Source organism: Actinoplanes sp. NPDC051343, from assembly GCF_044455125.1.
GTDB lineage: Bacteria > Actinomycetota > Actinomycetes > Mycobacteriales > Micromonosporaceae > Actinoplanes.
Genome location: NZ_JBITEL010000015.1, coordinates 1 through 17,940 on the forward strand (window position 1 = coordinate 1; position 17,940 = coordinate 17,940).

A 17,940-nucleotide genomic window follows, 5' to 3' on the forward strand; every position below is an offset into this window, starting at 1 on the left:
CCCGCCCCCTCCCCCCCCCGGGCAACGGGGGTGGGGCCCCCCATTTTTCCACCCCACCCCCCCCCGCGCGCCCCCGGCCCCCCCGGGGGGGGGGGGGGGGCCCCCCCCCGGGGCCCCCCCCCACGCCGGGGCGACACGAAAGATGGCCGGTTACGCGGCCTTACGGACCCGCTGGGCCACCAGAGCGGCGGCACCGAAAACCGCCACCACCGAGCCATAGACCAGGGCGGTCGGGTGCAGCCCGGCCGAGGTGGCGGCGAAACCGGCGATCACCGCCGGAACGCTGAACGCGGTGTACGCGATCACCAGCGCGACCGCGAACAGCTCACCGCGCTCGTGCGGCGCGGCCAGGGTCGCCAGGGTGCCGAACTGGGCCAGCGCCGAGGCGCCGAACCCGATCCCGCTGAGCACCGTGCCCGCCACGGCCAGCCAGATGTTCTCGAACTCGACGCCGAACACGCTGACCACCGAGCCGACGGTCAGCAGGATGCCGGCCAGCGTCAGGACCCGGGCGGCGGGCACCTTACGCAGGGCAAACGAGGCGACCGAGCCGACACCGCAGAGCAGCGTCACCACCAGGCCGCCGATCAGGTGGTTGGTGAGCCCGAAGACGCCGGCCGCGACCGACGGGCCGAGCGACATGTAGAGGCCGGCGATCGCCCAGCTGGCCACGATGATCGGGGCGAGGGCGAGCACGTCGGCGCGGATCCGGGCCGGGACGCCGAGCCGGGGACGCAGCGAGGCGGCCACGCCCGGCTTGAGAGCCGAGGTCTCCGGGATGCGGGCCACCACGATCGCGGCCAGGGCCATGCCGACCAGCAGGAGGGCCCAGATCAGGTGGGTGGGCGACGGGGCGTACTGCACCAGGGCACCGCAGCCGAGGGCGCCGATCGCCAGGCCGGAGGTCGGGGCGATGCCGTTGAGCAGGCCGGCCCGGCCGGGCGCGTGCGGCGGGTTGAGGTCGACCAGCGCGGCGCCGAGCGTGGTCATCGCGGCGCCGGTGGCCACGCCCTGCAGCAACCGGGCCAGCAGCAGCACCGGCACGCTGCCGGCGGTCAGGAAGAGAATCAGCGACACCGCCTCGAGGGCGATCGCGGCGGCGAGCACCGGGCGGCGGCCGATGTGGTCGGACAGCGCGCCCAGCATGAGCAGCGAGCCGATCAGCCCGGCGACGTAAACCGCGAAAACAACGGTGAGCGTTGTCGCGGAAAAGCCCCACAGGTGCTGGTAAACGACGTACAACGGGGAGGGGGCAGCAGACGCGGCGGCGAACGTCACGAAGATCGCGGCGATCGCGGCGAACGCGACCGGGCGGGAAAGCCGCCGACCGGCGCTGCGCGCGACGTCCGGCCGAACCCTCTCGGCAACGGTGGTCATCTCGGGTTCCTCCCGATCGATTTCCAGACAGATCTGTCTGATGCCAGGACACTAGACAGACCCGTCTGTTATCGTCAACCTTATGTCCGCTGCGTCACCTGCAACTACCCGACCGACCTCCCCGCGTAGGGCGTCCGCCCGCGACCGCCTGCTGGCCGCCGCCGACGAGCTCTTCTACGCCGAAGGCGTGCACACCGTCGGCATCGACCGCATCATCGAGCGCGCCGGCGTCGCCAAGGCCTCGCTCTACAGCTGTTTCGGCAGCAAGGACGAGCTGATCCGGGCCTACCTCGAGGGCCGGCACGAGGTCCGGCGCAGCCGGCTGCTGGCCGGCCTGGAACGCCACGAGGACCCCCGCGACCGTCTGCTCGGCATCTTCGATGTGCTCGCCGAGATGGCCGCCGACAACGGCTTCCGCGGCTGCGCGTTCTACAACGCGTCGGCCGAGTCGGCGCAGGGCAGCGTGGTCGACGAGGTCGCGACCGCCAACCGGGCCTGGACGCGGGGCCTGTTCACCGAGTTGTCCCGCGAGGCCGGGGCCCGCGACCCGATCGCGCTGGCCGAGCAGCTGATGGTCCTCTACGACGGCTCGAACGCCGGAGCGCGGATGGACCGCCGGGCGGCCGCCGCCGTGACCGCCCGCGGTGTGGCCGCCGCCCTGATCGACGCCGCCACCGCGCCCGCCTAGCAGCCGCTTCAGCGCCGCATCAGTGCCGCTTCAGGCCTGGATGTCACCGTTCTCACGGTTCGACAACATCCCGACCTGAGGGGGAAGTAAATGAACGTTCCAAAGCTGCTCGGTGGCGCGACGGCCGGAATCGCCGCGGGCCTCTTGGCCATCGCGGTCTCGGCCGCACCGGCGCTCGCCGACAGCAACTCCGGAGCTGCGAAGCAGGCCAGGGTGGCACCCGCCCTGTCGCAGGTGTGGACCTGGGGTACGTTGCGCTCGGGGGACTGCCAGGAGACGAACGGACGGCTCACCCTGAACTCCGACGGAACGGGCGACTTCAGCGCCGACACACTCACGTTCCAGACTCACACGCACGACGTGTGGCACGCCACCTTCAACCTCTCCACGGCGGGCGGCACCCACCTGGCCTCCATCGGCTCGCTCGACAGCCCGGGCATGAGCGACGGCAACCCGCCGCCGGTCTATCACTGGGACCGCACGTTCAAGTTCGACCCGGGTCTGTTCGGCGCCATCGGCGCCGTGTCACAGAGCCACAGCTGCTGATATGGCGATGGGGCCCGCCGAACCGGCGGGCCCCGTTCCGTCCGGGGTTACTTGGTGAGCGAGGCCGGGTCGTCCGGCACCACCTTGTCCTCCAGCGGCTCCGGGATCGCCGTCATCGGGGCGACCGGCACCGCGTCGGCCAGCTCGGCCTGGAGCTCGGCCTCGTGGGCGATGAACTCGCCGGTCTGCTCGACCGCCGCCGACTCGGTTTCCGTCCCGGCGACCGGCTTGCGGTCCTTGATCAGCGAGGCGGCGGCGCCGACCAGGGCCATCGCGATCGCCAGCCAGAAGACGATCACCAGACCGTCGTGGAACGGCTTCGAGATCAGCTGCGGGAAGAATTCCAGGCCGGTCAGCTTGGCCGCGTTGGCCTGCGGCAGCGCGCCGAGCACCGCCGGGCCGAGCAGCTGGCTGATCGGGTTGAAGCCGAGGAACGCGGCGAACAGCGTGCCGACCGGCGGCAGCTGGGCGATCGTGTTCGCGGTCGCGGCCGGCACACCCTGCGCGGTGAGGCCGCTGCTCAGACTGCCCGGCAGCGAGTTGGCCAGACCGGCCACCATCAGCGAGAAGAAGACGCCGATCGAGAGCACCATGCCCGAGTTCTGGAAGGTGGCCCGCATGCCGGACGCGGCGCCGCGCATGTTGGCCGGGACGCTCGACATGACCAGCGAGGTGTTCGGCGCCGCGAACAGGCCGCCGCCGAGCCCGTTGACGAAGATCAGGACGGCGAAGACCGGGTAGTTGAAGTTGCCCGGCAGCAGCAGAAGGCCGAAGAACGACGCCGCCATCACGACCAGGCCGCCGCTAGCGAACAGACGCGGCCCGAACTTGTCGGACAGGAAGCCGGCCAGCGGACCCGCGACCAGGAAGCCGATGGTCATCGGCACCAGGTAGATGCCGGCCCACAGCGGGGTCGACTCGTACGTGTAGCCGTGCTGCGGCAGCCAGATGCCCTGCAGCCAGATGATCAGCATGAACTGGAGGCCACCGCGGGCGATGCTGGCCAGCAGGTTGGCCGCGTTGCCGCTGGTGAAGGCCAGGTTGCGGAAGAGCTTGAGCGGGAACATCGGCTCGGCGACCTTCGTCTCGATGAAGCCGAAGGCCACCAGCACGGCCGTGCCGCCGATCAGACCGGTGAGCACCCACGGGTTGGTCCAGCCCATCGTGTGGCCGCCGTACGGCTGAATGCCGTACGTGATCGCCGCGAGAAGCGCGGTGAGCCCGATCGCGAAGGTCGCGTTGCCCCACCAGTCGATCTTGGCCTTGCGGCGTACGCCGGTGTCGTGCAGGGAGCGGTACGCCCAGATCGTGCCGATCACACCGACCGGGACGTTGACCCAGAAGATCGACCGCCAGTCCCACTCCGCGAGCACGCCGCCCAGCACCAGGCCGATGAACGAGCCGGCCAGCGCCGAGACGATGTTGACGCCGAGCGCCATCCCGCGCTGGCGGGTCGGGAACGCGTCGGTGATGATCGCGGCCGAGTTGGCCATCAGCATCGCGCCGCCGACGGCCTGCAGCACCCGCCAGCCGATCAGCCACAGGGCACCGCTCCCGCCGTTGAACGGGTCGAGCGACAGGATGACCGAGCAGACGGTGAAGATCGCGAAGCCGGCGTTGTAGATCTTGACGCGGCCGTACATGTCGCCCATCCGGCCCAGCGTCACCACCAGCACCGCCGTCACCAGCATGTAACCCATCAGCATCCACAGCAGATAGCTGACGTTGCCGGCGCCCAGCGGGTCGACCTTGATGCCCTTGAAGATGGCGGGCAGCGAGATCAGCACGATCGAGGAGTTGATCGTCGCCAGCAGTGTGCCGAGTGTGGTGTTCGACAGAGCGATCCACTTGTAGCGCGGATGGTCCACGGATAACACGCAAATACCCCCTTCTTGGGCAGCTCGGGTCGGGCCCGCGTCGGCGCGGGCAGACGATCCGACGGTCAGGTCGGGTCAGCTCGTAGGTTGCTCGGCGACCAGGTCCCCGAGCCGCTCCAGCGCCGGCAGCGCCGCGACGAGGGCGGCGTGCTCGGCCGGAGTGAGGCCCTGCAGCAAACCGGAGAGCGCCTGGGCACGGCCCTCCCGGCGGCGGGCCACGGCGGCCCGCCCGGCATCGGTGATGCTGACGACCACGGCCCGCCCATCGGCCGGATCGCTGCCCCGCTCGGCGAGGCCCTCCTTCTCGAGGCGGGTCACCAGCTGCGTCATCGCGGGCTGACTGACTCCCTCGGGGGCGTACAGCTCGCACAGCCGGTGCGGGCCGGACCGCTCGAGCCGGCGCAGCGTCGACGCGGCGGTGAGGCTGAGCTCCTCACGCGGGGTGATCCGGCGAAGCGTTTCGAAGAAGCGCTCGAAGCCGGTCGCGACGGCCGCATCCTCGACCGGAATCACTGTGTGCTGCACGCAAAGATTTATATCACCTGCTTATAGAAGCAGGTTATCTACCGTGATGAAGCACTCAACGTCTCAGAACGGCGATTCGCCCTTACGTGCCGCGCCGCATTCCAGCCGGAGAGTGATCGCGATGTCACCATGCGGGGTATGGACGAGCAGACGTTCTGGGGCCTGGTCGACTCGATCGGCCACGATTACGACCGTCTCGCCGACGCACTCTCCGACCACGGCGCGGACGACATCCGCGACTTCGCCGACCACCTGGCGCGCGCGTTGCACGCCCTCGATACCCCCGCACATTTTCGCGCGGTGCAGCGGTCCGGCGCATCGTTTCTGGCCGTACGCTGCGCAGCCGTGGCCGCCGGAGCCTCGGCGTACCGTCAGGTCCTGTCCGCACCGGACCGCCTGGCCGGCTTCACCGACCGGCCCGCCGCCCAGCTGCTCCCGGTCGCCGAGCGCGCCTACCGCATCTCCACCCGCACCGACTGGCAACACCAGCCGGCCGTCGACACCGGCACCGGCGCCAACACGGCAGCGTGGGGCAGCTCCTGGCTGCACCCGCACATGGGCACCACGACCGGCGAGGGCGGCGCCCCGCAGAACTACATGATCGCGCTGCAGCACGTAGCCCTGACCCTGGACGCCGACCCGTCCTGGCGCTCCTGGTGGCGCCGCTCCGGCCTGGCCGCCTGCGAGCTGGGCATAGTCGCCGAGGGCAACCTCGACCACCTGCGCCCGAGCGCCGACATCCGCCGCCTCGAAGACCGCCTGCGGGCCAACTTCACGTGCGCCCTCCCCCGCCGCGAGGAGACCGACCTGCCGGCCCGCGCGACCTCCGAGGTCCGGTCCATGTTCGAGGTCATCCGCCAGGCCATGTCAATGCCCGCCCTGCCACCGACCCCACCGCTCCCCCGCCTGCCGGCCGACGTACCCGACGTCACGGTCACGACCAAGCCGCTACCCGAGATCTCGGCGGACCTGGAGCCCCAGGGCTACCTCACGCTGGCCCAGATCCAGGAATTCTTCGGCTGAACAGCCGCTCCGATGGCCTGTTCGGTTTTCGGTGCTGTTCAGTTTCGCTGAACAACATGTCAGACCGAACAGCTCTGGTTGGGCGCCGGCGGGAGCTGATCCAGGCCATGGAACGAGGCCTGGGGTTCTGAGCCGGCCTAGCGCAAGGCGTTCAGGGCCTTGGTGATCTCGGCCGGGTCGAAGTGGGCCGGGTCGAAATCGGCCGCCGACTCCAGGCCCAGCCACTCCAGGCGGTCCGCGTGCTCCGGGTGGGACGGGTCGGCGAGGATTGTCACCAGCTCGTCGTGGCCCCAGACGCCGCCCGAGTCGTCGGCCGGGGCGGCGCGGCGGCCGGCCGTGCAGCGGGGGTAGGACGCCGACGGGTCGCGGTCGAGCACGGCCTCGACCTCGATGTCGTGGAGCCAGTTGTCGCCGAAGTCGTAGACGTAGCGGAACCGTTCCTTGGCCGCCGGCGCCACCTGTTCCAGGGTCACCGGCTTCTCGGACCGGTGTCCCAGTTCGGCGTCGGCGACCCCGTACTCGCCGTACGGGGTTTCGAAGACGTGGATGTGGCTGTCGGTCCAGCCGAAGGCGACCTGGATGACCCGGTGCAGCCGGGCCAGCGTGATGTCGGCCGGGACCTCGAGGCGGCGCCAGATCGGCGGCTTCGTGTCGCGCAGGCCGACCTTGATGCGGTAGATGGGCGCCGGCCCGTCGGCCTTCTTGCGCTTCGGCTTGGGTGGCAGGCTCAGCTCTCCCGCTCGCTTACGCCGACGGAGTTCGTATGCACGGCCGAACTCGGCTATCCCCGCCAGCGGGCCGACATCGCCGTGCGCCCACGGCGGGCGGGTGGGCTGGGGCAGCGCCCGCATGCGGGCCCGGAGCAGCGCCGCCGCGGGGTAGTAGTCGGCGCTGTCGTCGTCGGGGTCGTCCGGCTCCGGGTCGCCGTCCTCCTCGTCGTGCACCGCCCGTGCGTCCAGTGCACGCTCGATCTCCCAGCGGAAGTCCTCCGGCGCCAGCCGTTCCTCGACGATTGTCAGACCGTCACGAACTGGCCGTTCGGCCAGGTCGGCTATGACCTCGTCGACGGTTTCGCCGGGAACGAGCATGAGGTTGCCGGCCGCGAAGCAGTCGGTGTGGTCGATCTGGACGACGAAGCCGTGCCGGCGACCGGCCCGGTCGAACGAGCAGATCAGGACCGAGGCGACGTCGCCGGCCCGGTAGGCGCGCAGTTCCACCGTGGCCACCGGTTCGCGGGCCTCGGCCGCCCACCGCGGCTCCGCCACGCCGGCCGCGACCAGCTCGCGGGCCGCCGTTTCCGCCTCGGCCGAGTCGCTGACCAACTCGAACGCGGTCAGCATGGCGAGCGCTGACCGGTCGCCGAGCGCGACGAGCATCGGGATCACTCCGGGCAGGAAGGTGTCGTCGAGGGCGCCCGCGTTGACGAACATCGCCGCCAGCAGTTCCGCGTCGATCGGATCGTCCACCGTGAGCAGGTCGGTGGCGGCGCCGCGCAGGTCGGCGTGCATCGCTTCGACGTCGACTCCCTCGCCGGTGCAGGCCGGGCAGTCGCACGGCTCGGGCTCGGCCGGGAGGGCCGGAACCGCCCGTAGCACCCGTGCGTCGCCGCCGCGCTTGCGTGACTCGGCACCTTTACGACCTCGGCTCACCGGACTCATGCCACCATCCTGCCCGGCTCGGCGAGCCGACGCGACCGGTGTCACCCCTGGACGCGCTCGGGGCGGTGTGCGCCCGGTTCCTTCGGCTTCCGGGGTCGAGGGAGCTTGGGGGTGACGACGACCGGGGCGCCGCCGTGGCCGATGCCGGCATAAATGGTGGGGCGGGTGGCCCGCAGCATGGCGGCGTGCAGCAGGCCGATCAGGGCGACCGCGCCGAGCGTGCCCGGCACGATCCAGATCAGGTTGTCGGCCGGGCGGATGCTCAGCAGGGCCGGGAGGTTGCGGAAGGCCAGGTAGCAGAGCACACCGAGGGACACAGTGGACAAAATGGGCGCGACGAAGCGGGTCAGGACGCCCTCCGGCTTGACGTTCGGGACGCGGTTGAGGTGCAGCAGGCCGGCCAGCGAGGTGGCCAGCAGCAACACCAGGATGCCGAGGCCGCCCAGGGCGGTCAGGCGGCGGGCGAGGACGCCGGGTGCGTCGACGCCGGCCAGCACCGCGGCGCCGAGCGCCGCCCCGGTGAGAACGGTCTGGGTGAGGGAGGCGGCGCGAGGTGCTGACGTACGCCGGGAAGCGCGGCCGAGCACACGAGGAAAGATCTGTTCGCGGCCGAGGGCATAGAGATAGCGCGAGATCGTCGACTGGAACGCGATCATGGCCCCCAGCAGTGCGGTGACCAGCACGACCCGGCCCAGCGTGACCGCCCACGGCGCGAGCCGTTCCGCCGCGAGGTCGAACACCATCTCGGAGCCGCGGGTGTCGGCGAGCATGCCCACCCGCCCCGGGCCCGTTCCCGCCGCGAGCGCCCAGGCCGGCACGGCCACGAGCAGCGCGGAGCAGATGACCACGGCGTACGTGGCCCGGCCGGCGTCCCGGCGCGGCCGGGTCGTCTCCTCGGCGTACGCACCGCTGGTCTCGAAGCCGACGAAGGCGAGCGCACCGAAGGCGAGGAGCAGGCCGAGCACGGGCCGGTTGATCACCGTGGGCACGATCGCGGCCCGGGTGAGGGGGTCGCCGGCCGGGTGGATGACGTCGGCCGCGGCGAAGCCGGAGAGGACCGCGGCCTCGGCGACCACGACGACGGCGAGCAGGGCGCCGAGGGCGACCACGCGTACGGTGCCGGCGATCGCGACCAGGAACCAGCAGGCGGCGGCCACGACCCACCACGGCTCGTGGACGCCGAACCAGTTCCCGAGCAGGGGCGCGGCGGCCGCCCCGGCCACGCCGTAGAGACCGGCCTGGAGTGCGGTGTAGGAGAGCAGCGCGACCCAGGCCGCGCCGAGGCCGGCCGGGCGGCCGAGTCCGCGGGCGACGTAGGCGTACATGGCGCCGGCGAACGGGGCCCGGTTGGCCATCGCGGCGTAGCCGGCCGAGAAGAGCAGCAGCACGACCGCGAGCGCGGCGAAGGTGAGCGGGACGAGCGGGCCCCCGCCGCGGGCGTACGCGGCGGGGATCACCGTGGTCAGGACGGCCAGCGGCGCGGTGGCGCCCAGCGCCGAGACGAGGACGGAGGCCGGACCGATCCGGTCGGCGGCGAGAGTGGGCGGCTTATTGGTGTCGGACCCTGCCTCGTTCTCCACCGATCCATTGAGCTTGACCGGATACCGATCGACAACCGTCCGTGACCATTCATTCACTGATCGTGGATGAAGATGGCACAAACCCTTGCCGACCAGCTAGGGCTCAATGAGGATCTTTCTACCTAGACCGGCTCGGAACTGACTCAGGGCCTCGGCGTACGAGGTCAGGGGGTACCGGTGACTGACGAAGATCGATGGATCGAGCACGCCCGCGGCGAGCAGTTCGCCGGCCCGGTCGAAGGTGTGCAGCACCGCCATCGAGCCGGTGATCGTGATTTCCCGGCGATAGATCTCGTACGGCTCGATCGCCACCCGCGCGTCGTAGGCGGCCACCCCGAACTGCAGGAATGTGCCGCCCCGTCCGACCCGCTGCAGTCCGTCGCGAATCGCCGCTTCCACGCCCGTACAGTCGATGACCACGTCGAAACCGCGCGGCGCCTCGATCTCCTCGGCCGAGGTCACGGCTGCGGAGCAGCCGATCCGGCGTGCCGTTTCCAGGCGCGCCGGATTGAGATCCACGACCGACACCGACTCCGCGCCCGCCCGTTTGGCCAGCGAGAGCATCATCAGGCCCATCGTGCCCGAGCCGTAGATGAGATAGCTCGAGGCCATCGTCCGGGGCAGCACGTCGAAGCCGCGGAGCGCGCAGGACAGCGGCTCGATGAGAGCCGCGTCCCGCGCCGCCAGGTGAGCGGGCAGCTTGAAGAGGTTGGCCATCGGGGCGGCGACGTATTCCGCGGCCGCCCCGGCGTCGGTCACCCCGATCGCGGCCCAGTTCTCGCACTGGTTGCCCCGCGCCCGTTTGCAGTAATAGCAGTGTCCGCAGTAGAGAGACGGGTCGACCGCCACCTGGTCGCCGATCGCATAGCCGGTGACCCGGGAACCGACCGCGACGATCTCGCCGGCGAACTCGTGGCCCGGCACGATCGGATAGGCCGGGGCGAACTCGCCGTCCATGATGTGCAGGTCGGTGCCGCAGATCCCGGTCGCGGCCGGCTTGACCACCACCTCGGTGGCGCCGGGGCTCGGGTCCGGCACCTCCTCGATGGCGATCGTCCCGGGGGTGGTGACGACTGCTGCTTTCACTTGACGGCTCCCATCGAGAGGCCGCGGACCAGCTTGTTCTGAGCGAGCCAGCCCGCTATCAGCACCGGCAGCGACACCAGCGTCGCGGCCGCGCAGAGCTTGGCCAGGAACAGCCCCTCGGAGGTGATGAAGCCGACCAGGAAGATCGGCGCGGTGCCGGCGTTCGTCGCGGTCAGGTTAACCGCGAGGAAGAACTCGTTCCAGGCGAAAATGAAGCAGATCAGTGCGGTAGCCGCCAATCCCGGCGAAACGATCGGAAGGATGATCTTCCGGATCGAGGTCGTCAGCCCGGCGCCGTCCACCTCGCCCGCCTCGAGCACCTCACGCGGCACCTCGAGCAGGAACGAGCGCATCATCCAGACCGCGAGCGGCAGGTTCATCGACGTGTAGAGGATGACCATGGTCCAGACGTTGTCGAGCATGTGCAGCTGCTTGGCCAGCAGATAGACCGGCAACAGGGCGGCCACGGCCGGCATCATCTTGGTGCTGATGAAGAAGAACAGCGTGTCCGTCCACTTGCGTACCGGGCGGATCGAGAGCGCGTACGCGGCCGGGGTGGCCAGCACGATCACCAGCACGGTCGAGAAGATCGCCGCCATCAGCGAGTTGAGCAGGAACGGCAGGATGTTGCGGTCGAAGACCTCGTGATAATGCGCGAACGTGGGCTTGAAGATCCAGGTCGGCGGGTTGCTGGCGGCGTCCTGCTCCTGTTTGAAGCTGGTCAGCACCATCCAGATCACCGGGAAGACGAAGACGATCCCGGCGATCCAGGCGACGATGCCCCAGACGGTGTTGTTGAGGCGCTTGCTCACCGGCCCTCCTCCATCCGGAACAGGCTGGAGATGACCCGCAGGGCGAAGGTCGCCACGATGATCGTCAGGACCACCACGACGACGCCGGCCGCGGACGCCTCGCCGTACTCGAACTTGCGGAACGTGGTCAGGTAGATCTCGTACGGCAGGTTCGTGGTCGCCGTGCCGGGACCGCCCTGGGTGATGCTGAAGACCGCGTCGAACGTGTTGACCAGGTAGATCGAGCCGAGCAGGCCGCCCAGCTCCAGATATTGCCGCAGGTGTGGCAGCGTCATCCGGCGGAAGATCTGGAACGCGTTGGCCCCGTCGACCCGCGCCGCCTCCAGCACCTCGTTCGACTGCGACTGCAGACCGGCCAGCAGGATCAGCATCATGAACGGCGTCCACTGCCAGACCAGCGTCGTGATGACCGCGGCCTTCGGATACGACGAGATCCAGTCGGTCTGACCGCCGAGCAGCCCGTTGACCAGGCCGTAGGCGGGGTTGAAGATCGCGTGCTTCCAGAGCAGCGCGGCGGCGATCGGCATCACCAGGAACGGCGTGATCAGCAGGGTGCGGACCACCGACCGCCCGATGAACTTGCGGTCGAGCAGCAGGGCCAGCGCCAGCCCGATGATCATCGAGAAGATCACCGCACCGGCGGTCAGCACCACCGTGTTGAGCAGCGCCGCCCGCAGCCGCGAGTCGGAGAGCACGGTGCCGTAGTTCGACAACCCGACGAAGCCGTGTTTGCCCGGCCGCAACGCGTTCCAGCTCAGCGTCGAGAGATAGAGCGTGTAGAGGAACGGAATCTGGGTCACGACGACGGCGAAGATCAGAGCGGGCAGGAGCGGGGCCCGGCGTACCCAGCGTTCTTTGGCTGCGCCCTTGGTGGGCCGGACGGGCGGCTGGATCCGCTCGTCCGGCCGGGCGACCATGGTGGTCATCTGGTCGACTACTTGCGGTGGATCTTGGCGACGGCCTCGGCCTGCTGCTGGCCGTCGTTCAACGCCTTGTCGACCGTCGTGCTGCCGGCGATCGACGCGCTCACCTCCTGCGACACCTTGGTGCCCAGGTCGGCGAATTCGGGGATGCCGACGTACTGCACGCCCAGCGCCGGCCGAGGCTGGAGGCCGGGGTTCTGCGGGTCGGCGTGCTCGATCGAGCCGAGCGTGACGTCGGCGAACGCCTTGGCCGACTCCTTGTACTGCGGGATCGAGTAGGTCGAGGTGCGCTTGCCGGACGGGACCCGCGACCAGCCGAGCTTGGTGCCGACCAGGTTCTCGTAGTCCTTGCTGGTCGCCCACGAGACGAACTTCCAGGCGGCCTCGGCCTTCTTGGTGGTCTTCGGCATCACCCAGGACCACGTCCAGAGCCAGCCCGAGTAGTCGGTCTTGTTCACCGGCGCGTAGACGTAGCCGACGTGACCGGAGACCTTGCTGGCCTTCGGGTCCTCGAGCGTGCCGGCGGCCGAGGTGGCGTCGTACCACATCGCGGCCTTGCCCTGGCCGAACGTGTTCAGGCACTCGGTGAAGCCGGACTGCGGGGCACCCGACTCGCCGTACTTCTTGATCAGGTCGACGTAGAACTGGGTGGCCTGCTTGAACTCGGGCGCGTTGACCTTGGGCGTCCAGTCCTTGTCGAACCAGGTGCCGCCGTACGTGTTGACGATCGTGGTCAGCGGGGCGAACAACTCACCCCAGCCGGGCAGCCCGCGCAGGCAGATGCCGGCCACGCCCTTGTTCTTGTCGTTGAGCTTGGCCGCGAACCCGGCGACCTGGTCCCACGTGGGGTGCTCGGGCATGGTGAGGCCCTTGGCCGCGAAGAGGTCCTTGTTGTACATGAGGAAGGACGACTCGCCGTAGAACGGTGCGCCGTACATCTTGCCGTCGGCGCCGGTCAGCGCGGCCACCATCGGTTTGAGCAGGTCGCCGGTGTCGTAGCTCGGGTCGGCGTTGGCCTTGTCGGACAGTTGCTGCAGCCAGCCGTTCTTGGCCCAGATCGGCACCTCATACGCGCCGACGGTCGCCACGTCGTACTGGCCGCCCTGGTTGGCCACGTCCTGGGTGACCTTGTCGCGCAGTTCGTTCTCCGGGAGGATCGTGAACTTGACCTTGATCCCGGTCTGCTTGGTGAAGTTGTCGGCGGTCAGCTTCTGGATGTCCTCCATCTGCGGGTTGCCGACCATGAGCGCGGTGATGGTCTGGTCATCGGAGCCGCTCGAGCCACCGGTCGACCCGGCGCCCGAGCAGGCCGCCGTGAACGCCAGCAAACCGACGGCGAGGAACGCAAGTTTTTTGGGCATGGTGAAACCTCCGTTTATGGAAAACGGCGAGTGGAACGGGGGTGGATTTTTAAACCCGGATTACCTGTGGGCCCATCCGGGAATAGCGTTGCGCCTCGGACGCCGGCAAAGCGGTGTCCGTGACCAGTGACTCGAAATCGGAAACCTCGGCGAATTTGCAGAACGTGCGCACGCCGAATTTGGTGTGAATGCCGGCGAAGACCCGTCGCCGGGCCGCGTGGACCGCGTGCGCCTTCACGTCGGCGACCGCCGGGTCGGGCGTGGTGAGACCGGCCTCCCGGGAGATGCCGTTCGCGCCGACGAAGGCCAGGTCGATGACGAAGCCGGACAGCATGTTGCTCGCCCAGTGGTCGACGGTGGCCAGCGTGCGGCCGCGCACCCGGCCGCCGAGCAGTAAGACCGTGGCCGGGCTGGAGGCGGCCAGCCACGCCGCGGTGTGCAGGGACGCGGTGACGACGGTGAGGGGGCGGTCGGTGGGGAGCGCCTCGGCGATGAGCTGGGGGGTGAAGCCCTCGTCGATGAAGATGGTCTCGGCGTCACCGATCAGGGCGACCGCGGCGGCCGCTATCCGGCGCTTCTCGGGAACGCCCCGGGTGGTGCGGATGGCGAGGTCGGTCTCGAATTTCGCGGTCTCCACCGGATAGGCGCCGCCGTGCGTACGCCGGAGCAGACCGTGCTTTTCGAGCAGCCGCAGATCGCGGCGAATCGTCTCGGCCGAGACGTTCAGTTCCGCGGCGAGTTTGGCAACCTCGACCTCACCGTGCTGACGCGCGAGGGCGACGATCTGATGCTGCCTCTCGTCCGCATTCATCCACCCCTCCAACCGCCCCGCCCACCAACCCTCATAAAGCCTGAAGACTGGGCTCCTGATCAACCGACGACTATTTTTAACACCGGGGAAACCTGTGGCGCCCATCACAAACTAGGCCAGTTGGTTGTTTACTTGCCCGCTTCGATGCCTGTCAAGGTCGCCACGATTCATGATCAAAGCGGCTAGAACTCGCAAATTGCCTGACCGTTTGGCCAGAAAACATGCCCGGTTCTTGCCCGTCGTGTGGCCTCCGGGCGCCCCTTTTGCTCAAGTGACCGCGCGGGCGGCCGATCTGCCCGGCGTGCTAGCGACCCAGCAACTCACCGAGTTCCTGTCCGTGGTGGCCGACCGGCCCGGCGGACCGGCCGCTCAGCATGCCGCCGTGGAGTGCGCGGCCCGGGCCCTCGACGCCGACATCGCGATGCTGATGATGGATGACGGCGTGGTGGCCGCGTACGGCGTCACCGTCGAGGACGTACCCGCGTACGCCATCAGCGAGGTTGTCGCCGGCCGGCGCAGCGCACTGGAGGTCGGCGGCCGGCGGTACGCCGCCGCCGTGGCGACGATCGACGGTGACCCGGCCGGGCTGCTGGTGCTGGGCCGGGAGTCCGCGCCGTTCACCGCCGAGGAGATCTGCCTGCTCCGCGGCCTCGCCCGGGTGCTCGAGCTGAGCCTGCGCGCGCTGCAGACCACCGAGTCGGAACGCCGGTACGCCCGCGAGAACGACCGCCTCCTCGACTTCCTGAACCAGCGTCAGCGCCTGTTCGAACACCTCACCGAGGTGCAGCGGGCCATCGCCCGGCGCGCCCCGCTGGACCAGATCTTCGACACCGTCACGGTCAGCCTGCGCGGGCTGCTCGACGTCGACATGTGCTGCCTCAACCTGCTCGACCGCGACGACCCGAGCCGGGCCAGCATGACCGCGTTCGCCGGGGTCAGGGCGGAGACCGCGATGCGGCTGCAGCACCTGCCGCTGCCCACGGCCGGGGTCTCCGGCCTCGCGATACTGGGCGACGAGCTGATGATGGTGACCGACTATGCGGCCTCCCCGATCGCCATGCCGTCGATGAGCGCGCACCGGCTGGCCTCGGTGATGGCCACCCCGGTGCACGAGAACGGCGTAGTCGTCGGCAGCCTGACCGTCGGCACGTACGGCCGCACCCGGGAGTGGGACAAGCCGGCCCAGGAGGTGCTCAAGGCGTACGCCGAGCACGTCAGCCTGGCGCTGACCGACGCACGCACGCTCGAGGCGATGAACCAGGCCTTCCACGACTCGCTGACCGGGCTGGCCAGCCGCGCCCTCTTCCTGACCCGGATGGAGGAGCAGCTGGCCGCGGGCAGCCTGGCCGTGCTCTTCGTCGACCTGGACCGCTTCAAGGTCATCAACGACTCGCTCGGGCACGCGGCGGGCGACCGGCTGCTGGTCGAGGTGGCCGACCGGATCCGGGCCTGCCTGCGCGACCAGGACACCGCGGCCCGGCTGGGCGGCGACGAGTTCGCGGTGCTGCTGCCGGGCATCGGCGGGGCGGAGGAGGCCAAGCCGATCGCCGACCGGATCCTTCAGGCGCTGCGCGAGCCGTTCCAGCTCCAGCCGGCGGCCGGCGAGTCGTACATCAGCTCAAGCATCGGGGTGGCGTTCAGCGGGGCGGCCGAGCACGGCGCCCAGGAGCTGATGGTGCACGCCGACCTGGCCATGTATCAGGCCAAGAAGCAGGGCAAGGACCGGGTCGAGCTGTTCGCGCCGGAGATGGAGGAGGTCTTCCAGGCGACCATCGCGATGGAGACCGACCTGCGCCGGGCGGTCGTACGCCACGAGTTCGAGCTGCGCTACCAGCCGATCGTGCACCTGCGCACGCGCGAGATAACCGGGGTGGAGGCGCTGATCCGCTGGCGGCACCCGGAGGTGGGCGTGATCCCGCCGCTCGACTTCATCCCGCTGGCCGAGGAGACCGGCATGATCGTGCCGATCGGCGAGTGGGTGCTGCGCGAGGCGTGTGCCCGGGTCGCCGAGTGGAACGAGCGCCGGTCCGACCCTTCCGCCACACCCAGAACTGCGACAAGAGGGCCGCTCTCGGTGAGCGTGAACATCTCGGCGGTCCAGCTCGAGCAGGCGGACCTGCCGGACATGGTGCGGGCGATTCTCGACGAGACCGGTCTGCCGCCGTACAGCCTGGTGCTCGAGCTGACCGAGTCGCTGATGGTCGACCACCGGCCGGAGACGCTGCACCGGCTCGAGGCGCTCAAGGCGCTCGGCTGCCGCCTGGCGATCGACGACTTCGGGACCGGCTACTCCTCGCTGGCCTACCTGCGGCAGTTCCCGGTCGACATCATCAAGATCGACAAGTCGTTCGTCGACGACGTGGTCGACGAGCCGACCGCGGCCGCGCTCACCCTCGGCATCATCCAGCTCGGGCAGGCGCTCCAGCTCTCGACGATCGCCGAGGGGATCGAGCACGCGGGCCAGCTCAGCTCGCTCGCGGGCGGCAACTGCGAGCTCGGGCAGGGCTACTTCTTTGCGGAGCCGCTGACCGGCGCCGCGCTGAACGAGCTGTTGTTCCCGGCCTGAGAGTTCGTCCTTCAGTCCGAATTTGCCTTCCCTTCATCGAAGGGGCGCAGGTTGAGCCGATGGTCACCTTGAGCGTCGTGGTGCCCGTCCATGCGGTCGAGCGCTATCTGATCCAGTGCCTCGACTCCATCCGGGCCGGCCTCACCGCCGCGGAGAACGCGTCGGTCGAGGTCATCGCCATCGACGACGCCTCACCTGACCGCTCGGGCACGATGCTCGACTCCTACGCCGCCACCCACGGCGACCTCACGGTCGTCCACCTGCCGCAGAACGTCGGCCTGGGCCTGGCCCGTAACGCCGGGCTGGCCGAAGCGACAGGCGACTACGTCTGGTTCGTCGACAGCGACGACTGGCTGCCCGCCGGGTCGGTGAGCGCGGTTCTCTCCGCGCTGACCGAAAGGCCGGACGTGCTGCTCGTCGACCACCTCCGCGCGCACGAGGACGGCCGCATGGAGGTCGACGCCAGCTCATATCTGCTGGCCGGCCCGGCGACCACCGAGCGCATGCTCGGCGTGCAGCACACGGCCTGGAACCGGATCGTCTCGCGCGATTTCCTGCGCCGCAACGACCTGCGGTTCGGCCCCGGGTGGTACGAGGACGTCCCGTTCAGCCACCCGGTCGTGCTGGCGGCCGACCGCCTGGCCGCGCTCGACCGGGTCTGCTACCACTACCGCATCGGCCGGGCCGGCGCGATCACCTCGACCCGCAGCGACCGCCACTTCGAGGCCTTCGAGCAGTACGACAACCTTCACCAGTGGATGGGCACGCGCGAGGTCGACCCGGCCCTCAAGATCAAACTCTTCAGTCTCATGATCAGCCACCTGCTGGTCGTGGTCGGCAACGAGGGTCGGATGCATCCGAGCCGGCGCCGGCCCTTCTTCCGCCGCCTGGCCGAGCTGTACCGGCGGCACCGTCCGGCCGGTTACGCACCGCCGAGCGGCTCGAAGGGCCTCAAGCACCGACTCGTCGCGATCGACAGCTACGCCCTGTACGCCCTGCTCAGGTTCGGCTACCGGGTAAGCAGTGGCACCGAACGGCCACCCCTCGTTCCGGCGGAAGTTCCGCATTCGACACCGCGGCCTCAGCCGGCGTCCATACTTTGACGCG

15 protein-coding genes are annotated in these 17,940 nt (G+C 69.7%); 5 read left to right on the forward strand and 10 right to left on the reverse strand.

Translation table 11 applies throughout. From position 1 onward, the window contains the following. Positions 1–150 precede the first annotated feature (150 nt). Positions 151–1,377, reverse strand: coding sequence for an MFS transporter (locus ACIA5C_RS38380; RefSeq protein WP_396064091.1), 1,227 nt, complete (start codon positions 1,375–1,377; stop codon positions 151–153). Between the two features lie 82 nt (positions 1,378–1,459). Here ACIA5C_RS38380 and ACIA5C_RS38385 point away from each other — a divergent pair, with 82 nt between their 5' ends. Beyond that, entirely contained in the window at positions 1,460–2,065 is a 606-nt protein-coding gene (locus ACIA5C_RS38385) for a TetR/AcrR family transcriptional regulator (protein WP_396064093.1), read from the forward strand. Positions 2,066–2,155: 90 nt separating this feature from the next. Beyond that, a complete protein-coding gene (locus ACIA5C_RS38390) occupies positions 2,156–2,611 on the forward strand; it encodes a DUF6294 family protein (RefSeq protein WP_396064095.1) in 456 nt (151 codons plus the stop codon). A gap of 47 nt (positions 2,612–2,658) precedes the next feature. Here the strand turns inward: ACIA5C_RS38390 and ACIA5C_RS38395 are convergent, their stop codons facing one another. Together ACIA5C_RS38395 and ACIA5C_RS38400 are read right to left on the reverse strand one after the other, a co-directional pair. Beyond that, positions 2,659–4,479 (reverse strand): MFS transporter, encoded by a 1,821-nt coding sequence (locus ACIA5C_RS38395; RefSeq protein WP_396064097.1) that lies wholly within the window; start codon positions 4,477–4,479, stop codon positions 2,659–2,661. A gap of 84 nt (positions 4,480–4,563) precedes the next feature. Beyond that, positions 4,564–5,013, reverse strand: coding sequence for a MarR family winged helix-turn-helix transcriptional regulator (locus ACIA5C_RS38400; RefSeq protein WP_396064099.1), 450 nt, complete (start codon positions 5,011–5,013; stop codon positions 4,564–4,566). A gap of 138 nt (positions 5,014–5,151) precedes the next feature. Here ACIA5C_RS38400 and ACIA5C_RS38405 point away from each other — a divergent pair, with 138 nt between their 5' ends. Then, positions 5,152–6,036, forward strand: a complete 885-nt coding sequence (locus ACIA5C_RS38405) for a DUF4240 domain-containing protein (RefSeq protein ID WP_396064101.1) — start codon at positions 5,152–5,154, stop codon at positions 6,034–6,036. 137 nt (positions 6,037–6,173) lie between these two features. Here ACIA5C_RS38405 and ACIA5C_RS38410 read toward each other — a convergent pair whose 3' ends face one another. The 7 genes from ACIA5C_RS38410 to ACIA5C_RS38440 form a co-directional block, all read right to left on the reverse strand. Further along, positions 6,174–7,694, reverse strand: coding sequence for a plasmid pRiA4b ORF-3 family protein (locus ACIA5C_RS38410; RefSeq protein WP_396064104.1), 1,521 nt, complete (start codon positions 7,692–7,694; stop codon positions 6,174–6,176). Between the two features lie 41 nt (positions 7,695–7,735). Beyond that, positions 7,736–9,274, reverse strand: a complete 1,539-nt coding sequence (locus tag ACIA5C_RS38415) for an APC family permease (RefSeq protein ID WP_396064106.1) — start codon at positions 9,272–9,274, stop codon at positions 7,736–7,738. A gap of 96 nt (positions 9,275–9,370) precedes the next feature. After that, positions 9,371–10,360 (reverse strand): zinc-dependent alcohol dehydrogenase family protein, encoded by a 990-nt coding sequence (locus ACIA5C_RS38420; protein ID WP_396064108.1) that lies wholly within the window; start codon positions 10,358–10,360, stop codon positions 9,371–9,373. Next, positions 10,357–11,172 carry a carbohydrate ABC transporter permease gene (locus ACIA5C_RS38425; RefSeq protein WP_396064110.1) on the reverse strand — a complete coding sequence of 272 codons (816 nt, stop codon included), beginning with the start codon at positions 11,170–11,172 and terminating at the stop codon, positions 10,357–10,359. The genes ACIA5C_RS38420 and ACIA5C_RS38425 overlap by 4 nt, the downstream gene beginning before the upstream one ends. Continuing rightward, complete coding sequence (locus ACIA5C_RS38430) at positions 11,169–12,098, reverse strand: carbohydrate ABC transporter permease (RefSeq protein WP_396064112.1); 930 nt, start codon at positions 12,096–12,098, stop codon at positions 11,169–11,171. The genes ACIA5C_RS38425 and ACIA5C_RS38430 overlap by 4 nt, the downstream gene beginning before the upstream one ends. Before the next feature lie 8 nt (positions 12,099–12,106). Beyond that, complete coding sequence (locus ACIA5C_RS38435; RefSeq protein WP_396064114.1) at positions 12,107–13,456, reverse strand: ABC transporter substrate-binding protein; 1,350 nt, start codon at positions 13,454–13,456, stop codon at positions 12,107–12,109. A gap of 49 nt (positions 13,457–13,505) precedes the next feature. Beyond that, positions 13,506–14,267: a DeoR/GlpR family DNA-binding transcription regulator gene (locus ACIA5C_RS38440; protein WP_396064116.1), complete on the reverse strand. Its 762-nt coding sequence runs from the start codon at positions 14,265–14,267 to the stop codon at positions 13,506–13,508. A 271-nt stretch (positions 14,268–14,538) separates the two neighbouring features. On the opposite strand from ACIA5C_RS38440, the gene ACIA5C_RS38445 reads away from it, so the two are divergent. After that, positions 14,539–16,833 (forward strand): putative bifunctional diguanylate cyclase/phosphodiesterase, encoded by a 2,295-nt coding sequence (locus ACIA5C_RS38445; protein WP_396064118.1) that lies wholly within the window; start codon positions 14,539–14,541, stop codon positions 16,831–16,833. A gap of 59 nt (positions 16,834–16,892) precedes the next feature. Next, entirely contained in the window at positions 16,893–17,936 is a 1,044-nt protein-coding gene (locus ACIA5C_RS38450; RefSeq protein WP_396064120.1) for a glycosyltransferase family 2 protein, read from the forward strand. Positions 17,937–17,940: the final 4 nt, after the last annotated feature.

What these genes read in the sequence shown, in the direction of transcription:
- ACIA5C_RS38380 (WP_396064091.1), bottom strand. Translation starts at nt 1,377, where the DNA reads ATGACCACCGTTGCCGAGAGGGTTCGGCCGGACGTCGCGCGCAGCGCC.
- ACIA5C_RS38385 (WP_396064093.1), top strand. Translation starts at nt 1,460, where the DNA reads ATGTCCGCTGCGTCACCTGCAACTACCCGACCGACCTCCCCGCGTAGG.
- ACIA5C_RS38390 (WP_396064095.1), top strand. Translation starts at nt 2,156, where the DNA reads ATGAACGTTCCAAAGCTGCTCGGTGGCGCGACGGCCGGAATCGCCGCG.
- ACIA5C_RS38405 (WP_396064101.1), top strand. Translation starts at nt 5,152, where the DNA reads ATGGACGAGCAGACGTTCTGGGGCCTGGTCGACTCGATCGGCCACGAT.
- ACIA5C_RS38410 (WP_396064104.1), bottom strand. Translation starts at nt 7,694, where the DNA reads ATGAGTCCGGTGAGCCGAGGTCGTAAAGGTGCCGAGTCACGCAAGCGC.
- ACIA5C_RS38430 (WP_396064112.1), bottom strand. Translation starts at nt 12,098, where the DNA reads ATGACCACCATGGTCGCCCGGCCGGACGAGCGGATCCAGCCGCCCGTC.
- ACIA5C_RS38435 (WP_396064114.1), bottom strand. Translation starts at nt 13,456, where the DNA reads ATGCCCAAAAAACTTGCGTTCCTCGCCGTCGGTTTGCTGGCGTTCACG.
- ACIA5C_RS38440 (WP_396064116.1), bottom strand. Translation starts at nt 14,267, where the DNA reads ATGAATGCGGACGAGAGGCAGCATCAGATCGTCGCCCTCGCGCGTCAG.
- ACIA5C_RS38450 (WP_396064120.1), top strand. Translation starts at nt 16,893, where the DNA reads ATGGTCACCTTGAGCGTCGTGGTGCCCGTCCATGCGGTCGAGCGCTAT.